This window comes from Arthrobacter sp. 92 (assembly GCF_050260325.1).
Lineage (GTDB): Bacteria > Actinomycetota > Actinomycetes > Actinomycetales > Micrococcaceae > Arthrobacter.
The window spans coordinates 2965784-2984430 of record NZ_CP189863.1 but is presented as its reverse complement, the minus strand read 5'-3'; the positions used below and the strand labels follow the sequence as shown (position 1 = coordinate 2984430).

At 62.7% G+C, this 18647-nt stretch carries 15 protein-coding genes and 1 pseudogene; 12 read left to right on the top strand and 4 right to left on the bottom strand.

The features are described 5' to 3' along the window. Nucleotides 1–251: 251 nt before the first annotated feature. On the top strand, nucleotides 252–788 hold the full coding sequence (locus tag ACP4XC_RS13820; protein WP_427170560.1) for a flavodoxin domain-containing protein: 537 nt from the start codon (nucleotides 252–254) through the stop codon (nucleotides 786–788). Nucleotides 789–837: 49 nt separating this feature from the next. Further along, nucleotides 838–1413, top strand: a complete 576-nt coding sequence (locus tag ACP4XC_RS13815) for an NAD(P)H-dependent oxidoreductase (RefSeq protein WP_427170557.1) — start codon at nucleotides 838–840, stop codon at nucleotides 1411–1413. A gap of 340 nt (nucleotides 1414–1753) precedes the next feature. Here ACP4XC_RS13815 and ACP4XC_RS13810 read toward each other — a convergent pair whose 3' ends face one another. Next, nucleotides 1754–2260 (bottom strand): GNAT family N-acetyltransferase, encoded by a 507-nt coding sequence (locus ACP4XC_RS13810; protein WP_427170555.1) that lies wholly within the window; start codon nucleotides 2258–2260, stop codon nucleotides 1754–1756. A gap of 376 nt (nucleotides 2261–2636) precedes the next feature. Here ACP4XC_RS13810 and ACP4XC_RS13805 point away from each other — a divergent pair, with 376 nt between their 5' ends. Then, nucleotides 2637–3494 (top strand): hypothetical protein, encoded by an 858-nt coding sequence (locus tag ACP4XC_RS13805; protein WP_427170553.1) that lies wholly within the window; start codon nucleotides 2637–2639, stop codon nucleotides 3492–3494. A 648-nt stretch (nucleotides 3495–4142) separates the two neighbouring features. Then, nucleotides 4143–4427, top strand: coding sequence for a TetR/AcrR family transcriptional regulator (locus tag ACP4XC_RS13800; protein ID WP_427175113.1), 285 nt, complete (start codon nucleotides 4143–4145; stop codon nucleotides 4425–4427). A gap of 242 nt (nucleotides 4428–4669) precedes the next feature. On the opposite strand, the gene ACP4XC_RS13795 is transcribed toward ACP4XC_RS13800, so the two are convergent. Further along, the gene (locus tag ACP4XC_RS13795; protein WP_427170551.1) at nucleotides 4670–4810 is read right to left on the bottom strand and encodes a hypothetical protein; all 141 of its coding nucleotides are present in this window, start codon (nucleotides 4808–4810) and stop codon (nucleotides 4670–4672) included. Here ACP4XC_RS13795 and ACP4XC_RS13790 point away from each other — a divergent pair. From ACP4XC_RS13790 to ACP4XC_RS13775, 4 genes are all read left to right on the top strand, one after another. Further along, nucleotides 4809–5132, top strand: coding sequence for a DUF4236 domain-containing protein (locus tag ACP4XC_RS13790; protein WP_427170548.1), 324 nt, complete (start codon nucleotides 4809–4811; stop codon nucleotides 5130–5132). The genes ACP4XC_RS13795 and ACP4XC_RS13790 overlap by 2 nt on opposite strands. A gap of 441 nt (nucleotides 5133–5573) precedes the next feature. Continuing rightward, nucleotides 5574–5969: a carboxypeptidase-like regulatory domain-containing protein gene (locus tag ACP4XC_RS13785; protein ID WP_427170546.1), complete on the top strand. Its 396-nt coding sequence runs from the start codon at nucleotides 5574–5576 to the stop codon at nucleotides 5967–5969. Between the two features lie 742 nt (nucleotides 5970–6711). Then, the gene (locus ACP4XC_RS13780; RefSeq protein ID WP_427170544.1) at nucleotides 6712–6984 is read left to right on the top strand and encodes a hypothetical protein; all 273 of its coding nucleotides are present in this window, start codon (nucleotides 6712–6714) and stop codon (nucleotides 6982–6984) included. Nucleotides 6985–9968: 2984 nt separating this feature from the next. Next, the gene (locus tag ACP4XC_RS13775; RefSeq protein ID WP_427175064.1) at nucleotides 9969–11243 is read left to right on the top strand and encodes an IS30 family transposase; all 1275 of its coding nucleotides are present in this window, start codon (nucleotides 9969–9971) and stop codon (nucleotides 11241–11243) included. Between the two features lie 1071 nt (nucleotides 11244–12314). Here ACP4XC_RS13775 and ACP4XC_RS13770 read toward each other — a convergent pair. Continuing rightward, nucleotides 12315–12601 (bottom strand): annotated as a pseudogene (locus ACP4XC_RS13770) (IS110 family transposase); the annotation flags it as partial. Nucleotides 12602–12828: 227 nt separating this feature from the next. Here ACP4XC_RS13770 and ACP4XC_RS13765 point away from each other — a divergent pair. Next, nucleotides 12829–13860: an NADPH:quinone reductase gene (locus ACP4XC_RS13765; RefSeq protein WP_427170542.1), complete on the top strand. Its 1032-nt coding sequence runs from the start codon at nucleotides 12829–12831 to the stop codon at nucleotides 13858–13860. 913 nt (nucleotides 13861–14773) lie between these two features. Further along, nucleotides 14774–14869, top strand: coding sequence for an MYXO-CTERM sorting domain-containing protein (locus ACP4XC_RS13760; RefSeq protein WP_427170540.1), 96 nt, complete (start codon nucleotides 14774–14776; stop codon nucleotides 14867–14869). A 1156-nt stretch (nucleotides 14870–16025) separates the two neighbouring features. Here the strand turns inward: ACP4XC_RS13760 and ACP4XC_RS13755 are convergent. Next, nucleotides 16026–16328 carry a hypothetical protein gene (locus tag ACP4XC_RS13755; protein WP_427170538.1) on the bottom strand — a complete coding sequence of 101 codons (303 nt, stop codon included), beginning with the start codon at nucleotides 16326–16328 and terminating at the stop codon, nucleotides 16026–16028. A gap of 247 nt (nucleotides 16329–16575) precedes the next feature. Between ACP4XC_RS13755 and ACP4XC_RS13750 the strand changes: the two genes are divergently transcribed. Further along, on the top strand, nucleotides 16576–17142 hold the full coding sequence (locus ACP4XC_RS13750; RefSeq protein ID WP_427170536.1) for a hypothetical protein: 567 nt from the start codon (nucleotides 16576–16578) through the stop codon (nucleotides 17140–17142). An 80-nt stretch (nucleotides 17143–17222) separates the two neighbouring features. Then, nucleotides 17223–18542 (top strand): hypothetical protein, encoded by a 1320-nt coding sequence (locus ACP4XC_RS13745; protein WP_427170534.1) that lies wholly within the window; start codon nucleotides 17223–17225, stop codon nucleotides 18540–18542. Nucleotides 18543–18647: the final 105 nt, after the last annotated feature.

The window sequence follows — 18647 nt, the reverse complement described above, 5'->3', positions numbered from 1 at the left end:
TCCCGTGTTCTTCGGAGGAACCGGCGCACGGCGTGGCATGCCGGTGGTGCGCTGTGCTGGTTTAAAGGCTAGGGACCCATGGCGCGTCCTGCAACGGACGTGGCACGACGCCGCAGAACGATACACGCAACCGGCAACGGGTCCGGCACGGGCCAACCCGGCTGCTAGGTACACACCGGCACTGTTATGAACGGGCCTCTACTGCCGTCGATTAGTCCGTACTACCATGGCGAGCAAAGGGGGTGGCCGGCATGCGCATTCTGGTCGGATACGCCAGCGCACACGGATCGACCGCGGAGATCGCCCACCGGATCGCCGACGTCCTGCAGCACCCGGACTGGACGGTCGACGTCGTGGAGGTGCAGAAGATCGCCGATCCCGGATCTTATGACGCGGTGGTGCTGGGCAGCGCGATCCATAACCAGGCGTGGTTGCCCGAGGCCACCGAGTTCGTCCACCACCACCAGGACGTGCTGCGGGCCCGGCCGGTGTGGTTGTTCAGCGTGGGAATGTCCGCCGGACTGCCCCGGTGGTTGCGCAAGCAAGGACGCGCGGCCCAAGACCGGCGGATGGCCCACGCATTGCGGGACGTCGTGCGCCCGAGGGGCCACCACCTGTTCTCCGGGGCCGCCTGGCCTGAGCAGTTCCCGCGCACGTCCGGCATTTTGGTCCGTGCCATGGGCGTCCACTTCGGTGACTACCGGGACTGGGCTGAGACCGAGGCCTGGGCCCGGGACATCGCCGCGGAGCTGGTCCGGTACTCCAGAGCCGAGACCGACCACGCGTGACCCGGGGACATGATGAGCCCGGAGCGAAGGATCCAGTACGGAGGACGATATGCGGATACTGGTGATCGACGGCCATCCCGACGCCGGCAGCTACTGCGACGCCCTGGCACGTGCCTATGTGGAAGGTGCCCGCACTGCCGGTCACGAGGTTGAGCTCCTGCGGCTGCGGGAGATGAACTTCGACCCGATTCTCCACGGCGGATTCACCCACCCCCAGCCGCTGGAGCCGGCTCTGACTAGGGCGCGCGACGCGGTGCGCTGGTGCGAGCACATGGTGATCGTGACCCCGTGCTGGTGGTTCTCGGTCCCGGCCCTGCTCAAAGGCTTCATCGATCGGGTGTTCGTGCCCGGGGTGGGGGTGGACTACCTCGACCGGTTCCCTTACATACGCAAGCTGCTCAAGGGCCGCTCGGCCCGGGTGGTCTACACCCAGAACGCGCCCCAGTGGCTGGCCGTACTCACCCGCGAGGACCTGTTCTGGCGGCACCTGCGCCGGGCAGTTCTGGGGCATTGCGGATTCCGTCCGGTTCGACGCACTGTGCTGGCCGGAATGCAGACCGCCACCGCTCAGCAGCGCGCCAGGTGGTTGGAGCAGGTCCGGTTGCTCGGCACCGGCGGCCGGTGACCGGCACAGGCAGCATGAGAGGTTACGGGAGCCCATATCCGACGGCAGGGCGGGCTCCTAAGTTTGGGGGGCGCCGTGCGATGATCCGCCGGGCTTTATCTGACCAGTCGTGGAATGCCAGCGCCGGCTTACGGCATATGAGAGCGCCTGCTTTGACTGGCTGTGTCGATCGGTACAAATCACGCCCGAAAGTCACCGCGAAGGCGGCTGAACATGACCTGGTCACGCAACTCGCCTCTGCGGAATTGAGCGTGGCGGAGCACGCCATCGCGATGGAATCCGGCCTTTTCAAAGCGCGTTGTTCCCAGAGAGATCCCGCAACGGAGCCATTGCCGCCTGGTCAGTCGTAGTCGGCGTAGGAATCGGTGTCATCCTCGGCGGGGCGGCGGCGGAAGTCTCTGGAAAGGTACAAGGCCAGGGCCGCTGCGTTCTCTTCCGCCACGGTGACCGTCACCGTGGGCCGGCCCAGGGTGTGCAGGGCGTGGATGCAGTGTCGGAGGAGTTCCTCGGCCAGGCCCTGGCGTCGGTGATCGGGGTGGGTGAAGAGTTCGGCGATGACTGCTTCGCCGTTGCGTTCGGCGACGATGATGGCGGCTGTGATTTGCCCGTCAGGTCCGGAAGTCACGAGTGATGCTCTCTCGATGGTCTCCCCGAGGCCCTCATCGAGGGGAGCATCGAACCCAGTGGTGTCCCCGCGGTGCGTCTGCGCGGGTCCATCGGCGTAAGCGTGCCGGTGCAGGGCGGTCAGTTCGGCAAGATCATCGGGTTCCAGCGGCCGGACAAGGGCGAGTCCTGCCGTGGTATTTTGGTGCCCGGTCAAGGCAACCAGGGTGATTGAATCGTCCATGCTGTCGCTGCCTTTCGGGGTGTGCGGATGACACCGTTGAACATAGTGTCCGGCATCGTGCCCGCGCGCGGAAGACACAGGACCGCAACGATGTCCGGGGAATTAGAGGTGCGGAACGGCTGTGTACGGACCGTGGCATACGCTCGTGGCCCTGGGGCGGGTCTGGCGGGTCGATGTACCCCAAGCTCCGACACTCAGAGTTGTGCGGACGAATCCGAAAACTGACAAATTTTGGCGGCGGGGGAGCGGGTCGAGGGTGTCGCGGTGGGGGACCGGCTAACGGGCGGTCCAGATGGGGATGCTGGTCTCCGTCGCCGGGTTGGATAAGTTTGCAGGATCATCTTGGAGCGTTACCTAACGAACGGACGGGGCGGTCATGGGATCAGGTCCCAAGAACCTAGTGGAACTTCGGCGCGCGGGCGATATCCAGCCTTCCTGGTTCCTCGACCTTGTTCAGCCGGAGGTCGGCGGCGGACGGTTCAATCTGGGCCAATTCTCGAAGATCGAGGCGAACCCTGGCGCGAAGGCCCTTCGTGTTAGCGGCATCGACCAGTCCACGTTCGAGCGGCTGGTCTCCAGCTACGGAACGCAGTTCAAGGCCATTGAGTTTTGGAAGTGTCCCAGACTGGTGGACCTCACACCGCTTGAGGACCTGCCGGAGCTTCGGATGGTCTCGTTCTACTGGAACCAGCGATCAACGCGTCTTTGGAACCTTGCGTGTACTCCGCATCTGACGGCGTTGCGCGTCGAGGATTTCACGCGGCTCCTCCGGCTAGATGACCTCTGCGCCGGACACGCGTTGAGGGAACTCATCATCGGTGACGCCGTATGGAGCAAGTCGACTTTCGAGACTCTGGAACCTCTGGGCACACTCAAAGGACTACTGAGCCTATGCCTGCATCCGAAGCGAATCGACGATGGACGAGTTCAGCCTCTTGGTACCTTGACGAACCTTGAGAAGCTATGGATCCCGTTCAACCTATTCACGACGGAACAGATCGCTTGGCTTCGAGCACGGCTGCCTGAAGCAGTGGAATCGCAGGCGCTGACCGCGCTCCTTCCGCTGAGGCCGGCGATGGAACTAGGCGGCAGGTCGCGCGATGTTCGGCTGGTTGGGAAGGGCAAGCCGTTCCTCAATTCGGAACTCGACGCCGCTCGAATTCGAAAACACGTATTGAAGTTTGAAGAAATGGTCACAAGCTTTCGAGACGACCCGGCCCTCAAGCCCGAGTGACAGATTGGAGAGAACCCACAGTCGTCCTCAGCTTTCGCCCGGCGGCTGGGGCGGAGCCTTGGGAAGGCTCCGCTCAAGGATCACCTTACGGGCTGAAGGGTGACAAATAGCGCTGCGCAAAGACCGCCATTCATCGCTGCGAGTCACACGCTGGCGCCTTTCGTCTACGCAGATGCGGGCAGATCCGCCTCGTTCTGGTCGCGCATCATGTCAGAGTCAGTGGCATTGGAAGCGGCCCAAACACTTTGCGGATCGGCGCCCCCATCCAGGGCCTCCGTCATGGCATCGCGTAGATCCATCCTCGCTTGATCAGCTGCAAAGTCCGCGGACTCACTGTCTGCGGAAGCAACCCAAACACGCGCCAAATTCTCTTCCACATCAGCCTCCAGATATTGAGTCCACAGCCTTCCCCGGTGGGAGGCAGATCGATTATAGCCATTCGAATCCGGCGAACTCCACATGCATGTGCCCGTCATCGGGCGGGAACGAAACGACGACCCGTGAGCGGCGCAATCGCAGGGTTGCTGAAAGGACTTTGCCAAGCGGTGGGGCCTGGAGGTTGGACACCGCCTACTGGACCTCCTCCCTTAAGCCCCGCGACAGTGGGACGACTCTCAGGATGGCTGCCCGGGTCCGTACCCGAAAGGGATTAAGCGGCGGCGGCGGATAGTCGAGGCCGCTGCCCGCATCTTCGGGCAATACGGATATCACCGCGGTTCCCTGCGGCAGATCGCGCAGGACATTGGCGTCATCGCCCCGACGATGGTCAGCCACTTCGGCCACAAGGAAGCGCTGCTTATGGCTGTCCGGGACAACTGGAACGCACAGTCCGGCATCGTCAGCGGCGACCACGCAGCCCTTGCCTACTTTCAGCGACTACCCCGGCTGATGGAGGATCACACTGCACACAGGGGTTTGCTGAACTGTTTCTGACCTTGGCCATGGAAGCCTGCGGCTCCGGTCAGTTTCGGTGTCGTGGGTGGGTTCTCCTCAAGGTGATGTGCCGGTTTTGGGCAGCCGGAAGCCAGCGGCGTCCGGTCGGTTGTGGTGGTGGGGCCTTGCGGTGGGGGCCAGTGGACGACGGCGGGACCTCCCGCCGTCGTCCACTTGCGTTTGGTTTCAGGCGTCGTTGTGGGCAAGGTTGCTGGAGAATTCGCGGTGGGCGTCGGCCTGGTTCAGGAGTTCCCTGGCACGGTCTCGAAGACTCCGACGGCGTCTGCTCCGGCCACGAAGCGCAGCGGCGGCTCGTCCAGTTCGGCCAGTTGGATCAGCGCCTCGGCCAGCTTGGCCGGGTATCCGCCCTGCGGCCCGTTCATGCCCTTCCAGGCGCCCGGCCGCAGGCGCCGGGCCGCAGGCGGTCGCAGCAGGCGTCGACGCGTCGTCGGACCCCCAAGCCTCGATATCTATCTCCAGCCCAAGAAAGACAGTACTGTCGGGTCACGACAAGAAATGGGGAATGGAACCGTGGGTTTTATTTTTCGGAAACGAATAAGGCTGGGCAAAGGATCGACGCTCAACGTGTCGAAGTCAGGGGCGAGCGTGTCCGAGCGCATCGGATCTGTGACGCTGAACAGCCGGGGGCGCGGGAGCATCCGCATCCTTCCGGGACTGTCGTTCAGGTTCGGCAAGCGACGCTAACGAGCTGGAACTTGGGCGTTCGAAGCAAAAAGTAACTGCCGGCCGCACGGTCAGGCGGCTTGGCTGTAGCTTCGTCTCCGAATGGGCACGTGTGCCGCCTGACACCAGGGGCACGAGCAGATCAAGTAGCTTCGGAGGGTGGACGCGCCCTCGTCGAGGCTCGCTCCACGTCAGTCGTGGCCACTCAAAGACGGCAGGGTTCCTGGAGGGCGCGAAGCGGGGCTGGTCACGCCTGTTGACGGCAAAGTCTGAATGGGCGGCGACGGTGGGCCGGACTCGTGGGCGGATTCCGGCGGCCTGTGTTCTGGCGCGCGGAGGGTGGATACTCGGTGGTGTGCACCAATCTTGGAGCCGACTACCGTCACATTGTCCCGACCAGGCGAGGGGCCAATCCAGTAGCGGGACCGTGGCGTGCAAGCAACGTTATGTTGTTGTGCTGGAATGTCGGTTAGTGAAGTGAAGGGCTTCGTCTGGGCCTTATTGGCCGCACTCCTGTGGTTGTGCGGGTGCGCCAGTTCAAGCAGGCCGGTCACTGGGCATTCCGGGGTTGTTACCGGCCTCGTGCTGACCGCCCCGGTCTGTCCCGTCGAACGTATTGGTCAGGAGTGTCCACCGCGCCCCGTGTCAGGGGCTGCGGTTGTGGCCTTGGACGGGGATGCTGTCCGGGGCTCAACGCTGACCGACAGCACCGGTGCCTTCCACCTCAGACTCCCTGACGGTCGCTACGTGATCAGAGCGAGCAACGTCGGCGGTTACGCTTCGACGGCTACCGGGCCGGTGGTGATCTCGGATACCCCCGTTCACATCACGCTGGTTGTTGACAGTGGGATTCGCTAGGCCGGCACCCGACACGCAGGCCGGAGAGCCGCCCGCTTTAATTTCGGACCGGGGCGTCCGAGAGTGGCTGACGGTTCCGGGCTGGGGGCCGCAGCAACGCGTGGATTTCAACTGCCGCCTCTTGGCAAGCCAAGGTAATCCGGTGCCATCGAACACGGAATCGCCCCCGCTGCATCCGCTATTGGTGAACCGGCTTTGACCTGTGACTCGCAGCGATAAATGGCGGTCTTTTCGCAGCGCTATTTGTCACCCTCCAGCACGTAAGGGGATCCTTCACCGCGACAAGTCAGGCAGAGCTCGCCACCGCGTGTCTGCACGAACGGCGCCTTCTTGGTTTCTCATAGGCTGACTCGTAGACGACGGGATGCTCTCGTCGGCCGGAGGAGGACGATGAAAAGCTGGGGAAAGATTGTCACGTTGGGGCCATCTTCTTGGTCTATGCAGGTTCATGTTCTACCGGCTCGTGCACGACATCTTGAACGAGGGTCTGACGGGGCCGAACATCTTCGGAATCGCAGTGTTTGTCTTCCTCCCTGTCCTTTGCTGGGCGCTGGCAGTCGGGACAACGCGCTTTAACAGGTCGCACATGGCGCGGACGCGCGCAGCCTTTCCTGGCCTGCTTGTCTTGCCAGCTGGCTGGGCCTGGTTCATGGTGCCCCCGCTGCGCTCATGGCCGTACAAGCCGATCAAAAACGCCGGGTATATCGGCTTCCTTTTCGTGGCACATGAACAGCATTTAGCTGTGTACAGGACGCAATTCCGGAAGGGGTACGTCCTCGCCGGACAGCTGCCGTGGAACCGGGTGCAGTCCATCGGGAACATTCCCGCCAACCCGGCATCTGGCGACAAGCCTGGGACGAAGGTGCTCACTCTCGCGTTGGACGCCCGGGAAAGCGACCTCTCAGATCGCCTTGAGCTGTATCTTTGCGCAGACGACGCCTCAATCCTGGCTGGCGCTGAATTCGATGAAGCGAAAGACCGGCTTGAGAGCGTCCGAGCTGCCGCCCTAAGGTGAGACCCAACGGGGAGCGAACAGACAAGCGTCCGGTGGGGGATCCTTCAGCGGGCACTCGACGCTCCATCGAGCCCAGAAAGAGAGCGAGCCCGCAGCGATTACGCCACGACAGCGACGACCCCGCTATCGTCGTCAAACTGTCGGTAGGGAATCTCCGGATAATCAACTTCCCGAGCTGTTCTTCCCCGTGAGGTTGTGAACGCGGGCTGAGGGGGCTTGGCTGCCGAGTGGTCACTTCCTTCGGCGGACGACTAGCACAATGTACAGAGCGACAAAGACTGCGACCAGCGCGCCGGGGGTGATTCCCACTATCGTCATCTCCTCAAACAAGTCGCTGAGTCTCCCCGGGGTTCGATGAAGACTCGAGTACGTGATGTCCGGCGCCATCGGGACTGGTTCCTGACGGTACACCGACCCTATCGATCGCGGCTGCCGCTGCGTGCGCGCCGGCTGAGCACGTTTCAAAGCTACCGCGTTCACAACCTCACGGGTATGAATCTCAGCCAAAAATCGGCCTTTTATTGCAGCACGGACTGTCACCTCGCCGCACGTAAGCCGATCCCCTTACGTGCTGGAGGGGACAAATAGCGCTGCGAAAAGACCGCCATTTATCGCTGCGAGTCACACCGTCTCACATCACGTGGAGAAGCGACCGGCATAGAGGGTCCGTTTTGACCTGCCCTTTGCGGCGGAAGGATGTTCCGGGCCATGGACGTCGACGAATTGGCCCATGTACAAAATCTTCGCCGCCTGTCAGGATTCGTCTCATTCCTGTTGTTGGCGCTCTGTCTGGGGGGAACAGTGTCCCGCTCGGGCAATTCGTATCGCGTGGATGGTGTGAAGGCGTCAACCAATGACGGGGGTTGACCGATTCAGGGCGTAAGGAAGGCCCGCCAATGGGGGACTGGCGGGCCTTCCAGATATCCACGTTACGTTGACTTGATTTCGACATCGAGTTGAGGAACGCCAGGGGAGAAGGCCGGACGAGATTCATTTGTCGTCGCGGCGTCGGCGCCCACTGACCACCATGTCGCACCACCAGGACTCGACGGGTCTGCAGTCAGGGGCGTACGTTTTCAACCGAAGGCCCACACGGAGTGGGGGACATGGTGAGTGCTTCGCCAATTCATTAGCACCTGGGCGCAGCATCCCGGCGGCTTCGCCACGCCGGCCGCACGCGGGGACCGGCGGGAGAGGGGCAGGCACGGGCATCACGCTACCCGCGGGGTTTCATTCGGGGTTGGAGAAAAGGGGGGCCTGAGCGACTTCTCGAGACGTTTGGAGGTCACGCACAGCCGATTCCTTGACGACGTATGGGTCCGAGAAGAGCGCACGATGGGCCCTCGCAGCTTCGGGTTCTGATGTGCGCGGCAATGGCGCATCGATAGCGGTTGTCATATCCAGCAAATCTACGGCATGGCCGGGGCGGTCTCGTTCGGGCAGAACATCTCTGCTGGTTTTCGGCACCGTGGCCGCCGCTCCGATGTCATCTCTTTGGTCGATGGAGTCATCAAGTGGATCAACGCCGGCCGACGATCCGTTTTACAGCTCCGGCCGCTCCAAACCGAATCTAGAAGGACGCGGCGGAGGCCTGACGTCAACGGAACGCAGTTCCGTCTCCTCAAGACGAAGTTGGGTACGCCCATAACGGACGTTTCGTCCGGTGGGCTGGGGGTTTGGGAGTTAAGTCATCGGCCAAGCGTGTCGTCAAGTTGTCGCTGGTCCAACACATCTAACCAGGAGTGCGCCTCCCGTACGGGGGAGCTTGTAGCTGCCTGCAGCACGCCGCAGGTGCAGCTGATACCGGTCCTGGTGGGAAGCCGTAGGCCTCGTTGGCGCTTTTGGTAGCCATGCGGTTGTATGTCCGAAAGCTCATGAGATGGGTGAAGGAAGAAGGTGTAGCCCCATGAACGCCTTCACTGTTGGACGGTTCTGCCGGTCACTGGGGGCTCTGTCCCTCGCGGGAGGAATCACCCAGAACGTGGGACGGCGCGAACCCGTCCGTTGTCCCAAGTTTGCCAGCGGAGATACAAACCGCGTTCCCTCAACTGGGAGCGCGGTTGGCGTTGCGGCCTGCGCAGAACGGCGGAACGGGCGTGTGGACAACGTCCACAGAATGGGCTTCGGGTCGGGTCGGACATAGGCCGGAGTGGCTCGGATTGCCTGTGTTTTCGGGACTCCCCAGTGTTTACAAGGGCCGGAACCCGGTTCGAGTCCCACCTTGGCCCCTCGTCAGAGGGGTTTTTGCTTTAATGTGTAGACATTGGCCCTCGGTGTCAACGGCAGCTTAGAAGTGACCGGTGGTGGCATGTTGGTTTGCCCGCTGGGCGAGTTCTAGTGAACGTTGCAACACCCCCGAATAATCGGGAGTCGCAACACCCATGGAATCACCATCAGAAAATAGTCCTTCCTTAAGGGAAAAATCTCCTTTACCGGAAGAACCGGCGCCTTGGTCTGGGGCTGCCGTGAAGCGTCAGCAGCAGTCTCATACCGGTGCGCAAAGACAGGATTTCCTGTCCGCCGTGGCGCGGTTGGGAACTGTCGCCGAGGCGGCTCAGGAGCTCGGCATCAATAGGAGTACCTGCCAGAAGTGGGCGAACGCTGCCGGGATCAGGCCGCAGCGCCAGTACAGCCAGGCGGACAAGGACCACTTCTATGCCGTTCTGGACAGGACCGGCACCATCACTGCGGCGGCCCAGGAGCTGGGATTGAACATCAGCACCGCGCATAACTGGGCCGGCAAGGTCAATCCTGCCGCGAGAAAACCACGGGCCACGAGGACTGTGAAGCCTGTTCCGGCGCAGCGCCACCCGACGGCGGTGATTGAGGAGTTCCTGGGTCTGTTGCGCGAAGTCGGCAACGTGAGCGCGGCAGCCCGGCAACTGGGCCTGAACCACTCCACCTGCCACAACTGGGCCAAGGCCGCCGGTCTGGTCTCCGTCGGTACGCGAGGCCCATCGGCGAAGCAGATTCACTACCTGCGCCTGCGCCGGGAAGGAACCGGCCGGAGGGACGCCGCCCTCGCCGTCGGCGCCAGCAAACAGAGCTCCTACGTGTGGGACCGGCAACAGGCTGCAAAGGACACGGCCGCGGCCCAAGGTCAAGCAGCTGATCTGCCGTATAAACAGGAAGTGAGAACTACATTCGCGGAACCGCCGGCCCCTGCAGCGGCACCAGAGCGGACGGCAGCGGCAGCGCCGGAGCTGCCAGCCTCAGCGACGGAGCCAGCACCCGCCGCGGTGGCGCTGGAAGCTCTGGAGCAGCCCATCAGCGCCCGCTACCTTTCCTTGCAGGAGCGGGAGAGGATCGCGGATCTGCGCTCCCACGGGACCTCCATGCGGGCGATCGGCAGGGCGCTGGGCCGGTCCATGGGAACCATCAGCCGGGAGATCAAGCGCAACAGCCACCCGGTGCTTGGTTACCGGCCTTACGGTGCTCACCGGGCTGCCACGGCGGCCCGTGCACGGCAGAAGGACAGTAAGCTGGCAGAACCCGGGGAACTGCACGACTACGTGAAGACCAAGCTCCTCACCCGCTGGTCCCCGGAACAGATCTCGAAGGCGCTGATCAAGGACTTCCCCGATGACGAGCAGATGCGCGTGAGCCCCGAAACGATCTACCAGGCCCTGTACTTTCAGGCCCGCGGCGGACTCAAACGCGAGGTCAAAGAGGCCCTGCGCAGCGGCCGGACCCGCCGCAAGCAGCACAGGAAGCCCGAGGAACGCACCAGCCGTTTCCGGGATCCGATGATCAACATTTCCGAACGCCCCGCCGAGGTCGAAGACCGCGCCGTCCCAGGCCATTGGGAAGGGGATTTGGTGACCGGAGCCTACAACCAGTCGGCGATCGCCACCCTGGTCGAACGCACCACCCGCTACGTGATGTTGGTGCACCTACCGGTGGACCATACCGCCGAATCGGTCCGCGACGGGCTGATCAAGACCATGGCCACCCTGCCGGCGCACCTGCGCGGATCCCTGACCTGGGACCAGGGCGCCGAAATGGCCAAACACAAGGCATTCAGCATCGCCACCGACATGGACGTCTACTTCTGCGACCCCGCCAGCCCCTGGCAGCGCGGATCCAACGAAAACACGAACGGGCTGCTGCGCCAATACTTCCCGAAAGGCACGGACCTGAACGCCTACGGGCCAGAGGACCTCGAGCACGTCGCCCAGGAACTCAACGCCCGACCACGCAAGACACTGGACTGGGACACCCCAGCCGAGCGTCTACGTGATTTACTGATAGCCAGCTAAGCACGGGCGTTGCAACGACCCCTAGAATTCAAGCGAACGGTCAACCAGTTTTGCCGTCTCCGGTCAGTTTAAAGTTGCCGCTTACACCTCGGCGGGTCCCTCTGATGTTGTCCGCGGTTTGTGCCTGGCGCCGTGGTGGCCTGTTCGGTTGTGTGGGTGGCGGGGTCCGGGTCCTGGCTGGTGGCCCCTCCGCCTGCTGGAATCTAGGGTTATGTGTTGTCCTTATTGCTGTTCCGGTGGCCAGTTGTTGGTCGTCACTCATTCATGGCCAGGAGTTGTGGTGACGACATGACCAAGCCGAATTCTCTTCGACGATCTTCCTTAGATAGCTGCCTTCTGCGGACCAGCCAGAGTGCGCTCATCGCGTGTTTGTCCGGCCAAAGGGTGTGTGCACTTTGTGCACACCTTTGTGCACGGCCGGCTTTTCGCCCGGCATTTTGATCCCTTCCTCATGGTTCTGCCGACACCACTTCATGCAGGTCTCTGTTGCAGGCGACATGACTTTGCGGCCCAGGCCCCCTGTTTCGCTGGACGTTCCGGGTTCGGCGGGAACGTCTTTGGGGGCGTCTGTGGCTGGCGCACGATCCGTCGACAGAGTGCAGGTGTGTGGGACCCGGACTCTTCTTCCGGGGCGGTCCTGCTTTTGCTGATCCGTAAGACCTGTTCATGGTGGGACGCGCGGCTGTCGTTTTCCTCCCATGCATCGGGTCGGTGCCGTTCCCGCTAAGAAAGGCGTCCCGCGCAGACGTGCGGTAGGCGGCTGCCGTGCCTCTCAGAGTGGGGGAGCTGGGCGGCATGACGGGGAGGGACCCGGTGGGAGTGCGCTGGTGCGTGCAGAAAGGTTGTTTTTTTGGGGTCGCGAGCCTGCGGCGGTCCGCCGACGGCCCTGGAGTTGGCGTGTACCCGACGGGATCAACGAACTGGCGAGAGCGCCGTCTGGGGCCTTTTGTCCGGCGAAGAGGGGGTGCGCGGATTGTCCGCACCGGTGTGAGTGTTCTGCCGTTGATCGTTTGTGGCTCCCCTCCTTGCATACTTCTATGGTGGGTTTTACGGCCAGGAGGGACCGTCGTCCGCATTGGGGGGTGCACCGATCGTGGCTGGCTGGTCAACGACCAGCAGAACGCGGCCGTGTTTTTTCAGTAAGGCCAGGATCTCGCGCAGCCTGACCTCATCGTTGGGCAAGGCCTTGTCGAAGAGCTTCTTCCCGGCCCGGTCCACGGCAACGGCGTGGTGCTCGCCCTTGCCGACGTCCAGGCCGATGAAGACATCAATGCTTTCGTGGTTTCCGATCACCTGTACCTCCCAGTCGCAGCAGCTGATACCTGTGCTGGACTATCCGCGGTGTCAGAGCCCGGCATCCACGTTACGCACGACGATCCCAAACTGTCCTGCCTCTATTAGCGGTCTCTCCGGCACCTACCGGACCCCGGTGACAACACCCCCCGGATCATTGACGACTGGGGGCGGCAATCATGCCGGGGCCGGCAGGCCAGCACACCCTCATCCTGCAACAGGAACGGGCTACGAAAAAGGTAACGGGGTAGGCGGCGGGAATTTTCGGTCGGGGCCGGCGTTAGGTCTGAGTATGAAAGCTATCGTGTACCGTGCCACCGGTGATCCGTCTGTTCTCGAGCTCGTCGAACGCGAGATCCGCGATCCGGGGCGCGGGGAGGTGCGCGTGCGGATCATGGTCTCGGCGGTGAACCCCACTGACTGGAAGTCGCGCCGCGGCGCCAAACCGGGCGGGTCCTTGCCTTTCGCGGCTGTCGTGCCGAACCAGGACGGCGCCGGCGTGGTGGATGCCGTCGGACCCGGCGTCGAGCGTTTCCACGTCGGTGACAGGGTTTGGCTGGCGCTGGCCGCCTACCAGCGCGCCGACGGCGGAACAGCGCAGGAGTTCGCCGTCCTGCCGGCCGAGCGGGTCTTTCCGCTGCCGGAGAACGCCGGGTTCGACCTCGGCGCAAGCCTGGGCGTTCCCGCGATTACCGCCCATCGGGCCCTGACCATCGCCGAGGACGGCCCGCGGCGGCTGCACCCGGGAGCCTTGGACGGCAAAGTGGTTCTCGTCGCGGGAGGGGCCGGCGCCGTCGGCCATGCGGCGATTCAGCTGGCCAAGTGGGCCGGCGCCGTTGTGATCACGACTGTGAGCGGACCGGCGAAGGCTGCGCTGGCCACGGCCGCGGGCGCCGGTCACGTGATCAAGTACCGGGAAAGCGACGCGGCCGCGGAGATCCGCCGGATAGCTCCCGACGGCGTCGATCAGATCGTGGAGGTGGCACCGGCGCAGAACGTTGAACTCGACCTGGCAGTGATCCGCAACCGCGGCTCCATCGCCGTCTACGCTAACAACGGCGGGGATCAGATGACCCTGGACGTGCTCAGGCATTTCAGCCTCAATGTCCGCTACCAGTTCGTGCTGCTCTACACCGTTGGCATGGCGGCGGTGCACGCCGCCGCCGAGGACATCAATGCCGCCATCGCCGACGGCGCCCTTCCGGTGGGAGAAGCCGCGGGCCTGCCGCTGCATCGCTTTGACCTGGCTGACACGGCTGCAGCCCACGCGGCGGTGGAAGAGAGCATCGTCGGCAAGGTGCTGATCGATGTGTCAGCGGACTAGCGGATAACGCATCGGGAGCCTCGCGCGGGGGTCATGAGGCGGTGCAGCGGGGGGACTGGGCGGGCCGAGCAGTCTGGACTGCGGACGGGTAGTCCGGTCCGGAAGGAGCCTCGGCCTCCGAGTCGAGGTCCCGGTCTCGGTTTTCGGAGCGAAGAACCCGGCGGCCGAGCCCAGCCCGGCGTGGCTCGTCAGGATTCCCGCCACCGGCACCAACCCTGGACCCGACGCCGCGATGACAGCCGCGGCCGGTGTCTCTCGGAGCGCCTGAGGACATTTTCGATGACGCCCCTGGCGTCCAACGTGATGCACACGAGGCTTTCCTGCGGCCAGAACCCGAGGGTGTGCCCAATGAAACTGAGGACGTCGGTTGGGGTTTTGATGGTGAGCGGTTCCATGTTCCTTCTGCTTCAGCGACTGGCGGGCACCGGATGTGTCGGTCAGATTTGTGCGTCGTTCTGATAGTGGAGTCACCGCTGGGTTTGAGGTCCGGAGTGCAACTTGGGGAACCGGGAGTGATTCAAAGCTTCGTGAGGAAATAGGCCACGGAGGAGCGCCGAAGGAAACTTTTGGATCGTGAGCGGCGCACGGCGCCCTGGTTGCGTGGACCTGCCCGGCGATGATGGGGATCAGAATGACAGACAGCGAAGTTGCTTCTGGTGGTTCATGGAGGTGGGGGAGTGGGGCGGCACGACGCCAGGATCTTGCGGGGGCGTGCAGGGGGCGGTGCGGGTCGGCCTGAGGAAATGGCCGCGAAAGTCCCAGCTGTGTCGAACATTTGAGACCGGGCTGCGGTGCCGGGAACCGTCACGGGTCATCGTGTGATGGCTATTCTGATTGGATGGGCGATCGTCGCAATGAACTCGATTCAGATTTATGGGTGCGAGGTACGCTGTGTAGTCAGAAGCCAACTAGCGTGCTTAACGATGGAAGCGCAGGGGTCAGCGTCGGAGCATTGGTGGCAGTGGCCGCTGCCTTGTACATCGTGCTGGTGGTGCGCCGCAGGAAGTGAATTTCACTTCGGTACGGGAGCTCCACGCCGGATGGGTTTGTCCCATGAACTGGGGACCCCGCCAACATCTACAGCTTCGGCGCCTCCGAGAAGATCATCGGCCGCGCGATCAGGACGCCAACCAGAAATACAGGGCCGGACATCGTCCCGCGCCCCGCGGAACCGGCCGGGGCATCGGGACGGATCAATGCCGGCGCCCGAGATGAGACGGATGCCTCCGGCAGCCGCGCCGTTCGCCGACAACCGGACACAGGCGAGGGAAATGAAGAATTCCTTTCGCCCTCGTCCATAACGAGCCCTCCTTCGTTCCGGGTAATGCCGCAGAACGCGGCATTACCCGGAAACGTCCAAGGGGCCGGCCCTAGCACCTGTTTCGGCGATGATCACGTCAGCGACGACCGTCGGGACACAGGGATCATGCTCAGCGCTTCCTGGGCCGCACGAAAGGGTTCCATCACCATGTCGAGCTGCTCCGTCAGCACGGTGATAGCCCGGGCAAGCGGTTAGTGCCGGGATCTTGAGCCTCATGCTTGCCCGGGCAAGCTGCGCTAGTCCCTGCGGATCCCGTTCCCCAAGGATCAGTGCCTCGAGCATCGCCAGGGACGATTGAACCGCTGTACATGGCTCACCCCGACTCGGCGGCTCTTCCGGGCATAGGTAAGGAAACGCACCAACCCGGGCCTACCTGCCCGGGCCCTCCCTCGGCGAAGGATTCGAGTTGCTCCGGCGAATCCCCACCGCCGGCAAAGGATCCCGGACACCACTGAACAATGCAGAGCCCAATGACCGTACTGGGCCGGAGCCGTGTCCCGCGGTTCACTTTCGGGTCCTACAATCAGGACCGGCGCGGCCGCCAGCCCACGACGGGCATCGTGCACGGTCGTCATCCTTGCTGACAACGCGGACGGGTGCCGACCTGAGCCGGAGACCCGGAAATTATGAGGGTAGGCAAAATGTTTCGCAAATGGCTGGCACGGCGGCCCGCAAAAAAGGCGGATGCCCCTGAGGTCTCCGAGGTGTGCCACGGCTCGGAGAGCACCAGCGGATCCGCTGCTATCGGACCTGTTGGGCACGCGCCAGGCGGGCTATTACGGTCTGCCCTCTGGCTGAAGAAATAGGCCCTGCCCGGATGGCCCGTGTGAGGCATATTTTCTAATCAGGTCATTGGCTCAAAATGAATGCCACGGCGGCCTGAGGGTCGTGCCGGTGAAGGGCTCAGGATTTCGGCGGAGGGCCGCTCCGCGGCGACCTGTTTGATGAATCCGAGCGCGTCAGCAATGCTTGCCGAGCTCATTCCTTCGTCGTGAGCTCGAATGACAGCTTCGACGAGGAGCTGGTCGACCGCCTCGCTGAGGGTCTTGAGGTCACGAAGAGCAGCTTCGGTCTCGGGTATCTGGAGGTTGACCTGGTGCCAACGGAATTCGTGGGCGTGGCGGCTGGCTTTTCGTTCTGCGCTCATGCGGACAATATTAGTTGTACGGGCAGATACCAACAAAAAGAAACCGCTGCGCCGAGGAACGGGGCTTCGTTGTAGGAGTGCGTAACTTAGTCCAAAGTTTCCTATCCACTGCGGGCCACGGTTGGGCTGTTCCTGACCAGAACTGACCGGAAACGGGTCATGTGTGGGTTGAGAGCTACGCGGGCGAGGGGTTTAGTCTGAGTGTCACCGAGAGCTTTTTATTAATCCGAGAGAGGGGGAGGGGTCCATGGCGAATCTTCAGAGCAAGGTCGCAGCACCAAAGGCCAAGGCCGCTACTGTGAAAACGGCAAAAACTTCTGCTGTAAAATCTGTGAAGCCGCAGCCGCACCGTTTCAGCATGAGCGTCCCCGCAGCCGATGAGGCTGTGTTGGTGTGGATGAATTTACAGGACGACCCATCGCTGTCTTTTCGGATGCTGATCCGTGAGAGCATCGAGCGCCTTGGCTATGTCGATGTCTTCAACCGACCAGTTGCTCAGCTTCCCGGGCGCGGGCGTCCTGTCGGTCCTGAAGAGGAATCAACAGAGACAGAGCGGAATGAACAAACGGCTGCGGCTCCGGTGGCGCTGGTTGAGCAGGTGGCGCCACCTGCTGCGTCCACGGATCTGGATCTCCACCGGGGGACAAACACCGAACCCGAGATCCCGGGCATCGCCTCGGAAGCCCCGGCACTGGTACAGAAGCCTGCACCAGGACAAGACGACATGCGCACTTCCCCCTCGACCGCTCCGGAACCGGAGCAGCCTCCTGTCCGAGAGCTTGAAGTCAACGATATTTTCTCGATGCTGCGCTAACTCCCGTAACAACTCCCGGCACTTTCTCTTGTATGGGACCTCAGTAACCACACCAAACACTTCACGAAGGGATCACATTCATGACCATTTCGATCAATCTCACCGGTGGCATCGACGTTGGCAACGGCTACGTCAAGGGCCTCATCCGCGGCGCCGGTGCATCCAGTAAAACCAACATCGACGAGATCGACCTCCCAAGCGGCGTGTCCACGATCACGCGCCCGAACTCTCTGCCGACCCCTGACGGTGAAGCCCCAGCGAAGATGGAAGGCAATTTTTATAATGAGTTGGACGTCAGCTTCGTCTCCCCTCTGGTTAGCAATTATCACCGCAGGCTCTTCGGCCTGCGTGCCCTGAGCGCCCAAGGCGCCTTTGATGAGTTCGACGTGGTCGGCCGTCGCAGCAAGGCCCAGCAGGAGCTGAGCAAGGTTCTGGTCATGGGTGCTTTCGCCGCCAAGGCCCTGCGTGACTACGTGCGTCAGCACGGTGGATTGCCGCCAGCTATCGAAACCCTCAGTGTGGAGGCTCGGGTGGCACTGGCGCTGCCGATCAACGAGTACGTCTCACACCGCACTAGCTACGTAACCGAGTTCACGAACGGCACGCATACGGTTACCGTGCATAACTTCGAGACTCCGGTCACCGTGAAGCTTAAATTCGTAGATGTACAGGTGCTCCCCGAGGGTGCGTCGGCTCAGTATGCGATCACTGCCAAGGGTGAGCCGTTGATGGACGCGATGCTCGCCGATGTCCGCCGGCGGGGCCTGTCATTGGAGGGCATTACTTCTGATGACGTGCTTGCAGCCCAGAACACTGTCGGCATTGATATCGGCGAAGGGACCGTCAATTTTCCGGTGTTCACCGCCGGAGAGTTCAACGCTGACGCCTCGACCACGCACAACCGAGGTTACGGTTCGGTTCTTACTGACGCGCTGAAGGCGATGGAGGACCAGAGCTTCTCGCCTGGCTTCACTTCCCGCAAGCAGTTGGCCGAGTACTTGCAGGCCGGAGCGTCGCCGTTGAAGCGTAACTTCTACGACAAGGTCGCTCAGTTCGTGGACGAAGAGATGCGGTTCTTTGCCAAGGAAGTCGCCGAGCGGTTCGGCCGCGTTCTGGCGGTCGTTGGTGCGACCACAGAGGTCGCGTATGTCTTCGGCGGCGGGGCAGGCCCGGTGAAGGCACATCTGTATCCGGCACTTCTGGCTAAGGCCACCGAGATGAACTCGGTTGATGCGTTCCCGACTCTTTACCTGGATTCCTCTTACTCGCGCCACCTGAACCGTGAGGGTCTCTACATTGCCGCCGAGTTCGTGGAAAGCCAAGCCGGCGCCGCGCCGGCTGCCAATGGGAAGCGCAGCGCTCGATCAAGCGAGAAGAAGCTCGTCGAGGCTGCTGTGTAGGAGTCGCCGTAGTGCTCGCCGAAAATCGGGCGGATATTGCCGGGGGAGGTTTCTGAGCCGGGAATTTGCGGGTTCGTTGGAGGTCGTTCCTGGCTAAGGCGTTCC

Excerpts from the sequence above, each read along its gene's own strand:
- ACP4XC_RS13820 (WP_427170560.1), top strand. The coding sequence starts at position 252 with ATGCGCATTCTGGTCGGATACGCCAGCGCACACGGATCGACCGCGGAG.
- ACP4XC_RS13815 (WP_427170557.1), top strand. The coding sequence starts at position 838 with ATGCGGATACTGGTGATCGACGGCCATCCCGACGCCGGCAGCTACTGC.
- ACP4XC_RS13810 (WP_427170555.1), bottom strand. The coding sequence starts at position 2,260 with ATGGACGATTCAATCACCCTGGTTGCCTTGACCGGGCACCAAAATACC.
- ACP4XC_RS13805 (WP_427170553.1), top strand. The coding sequence starts at position 2,637 with ATGGGATCAGGTCCCAAGAACCTAGTGGAACTTCGGCGCGCGGGCGAT.
- ACP4XC_RS13790 (WP_427170548.1), top strand. The coding sequence starts at position 4,809 with ATGCCCTTCCAGGCGCCCGGCCGCAGGCGCCGGGCCGCAGGCGGTCGC.
- ACP4XC_RS13795 (WP_427170551.1), bottom strand. The coding sequence starts at position 4,810 with ATGAACGGGCCGCAGGGCGGATACCCGGCCAAGCTGGCCGAGGCGCTG.
- ACP4XC_RS13785 (WP_427170546.1), top strand. The coding sequence starts at position 5,574 with ATGTCGGTTAGTGAAGTGAAGGGCTTCGTCTGGGCCTTATTGGCCGCA.
- ACP4XC_RS13765 (WP_427170542.1), top strand. The coding sequence starts at position 12,829 with ATGAAAGCTATCGTGTACCGTGCCACCGGTGATCCGTCTGTTCTCGAG.
- ACP4XC_RS13755 (WP_427170538.1), bottom strand. The coding sequence starts at position 16,328 with ATGAGCGCAGAACGAAAAGCCAGCCGCCACGCCCACGAATTCCGTTGG.
- ACP4XC_RS13750 (WP_427170536.1), top strand. The coding sequence starts at position 16,576 with ATGGCGAATCTTCAGAGCAAGGTCGCAGCACCAAAGGCCAAGGCCGCT.
- ACP4XC_RS13745 (WP_427170534.1), top strand. The coding sequence starts at position 17,223 with ATGACCATTTCGATCAATCTCACCGGTGGCATCGACGTTGGCAACGGC.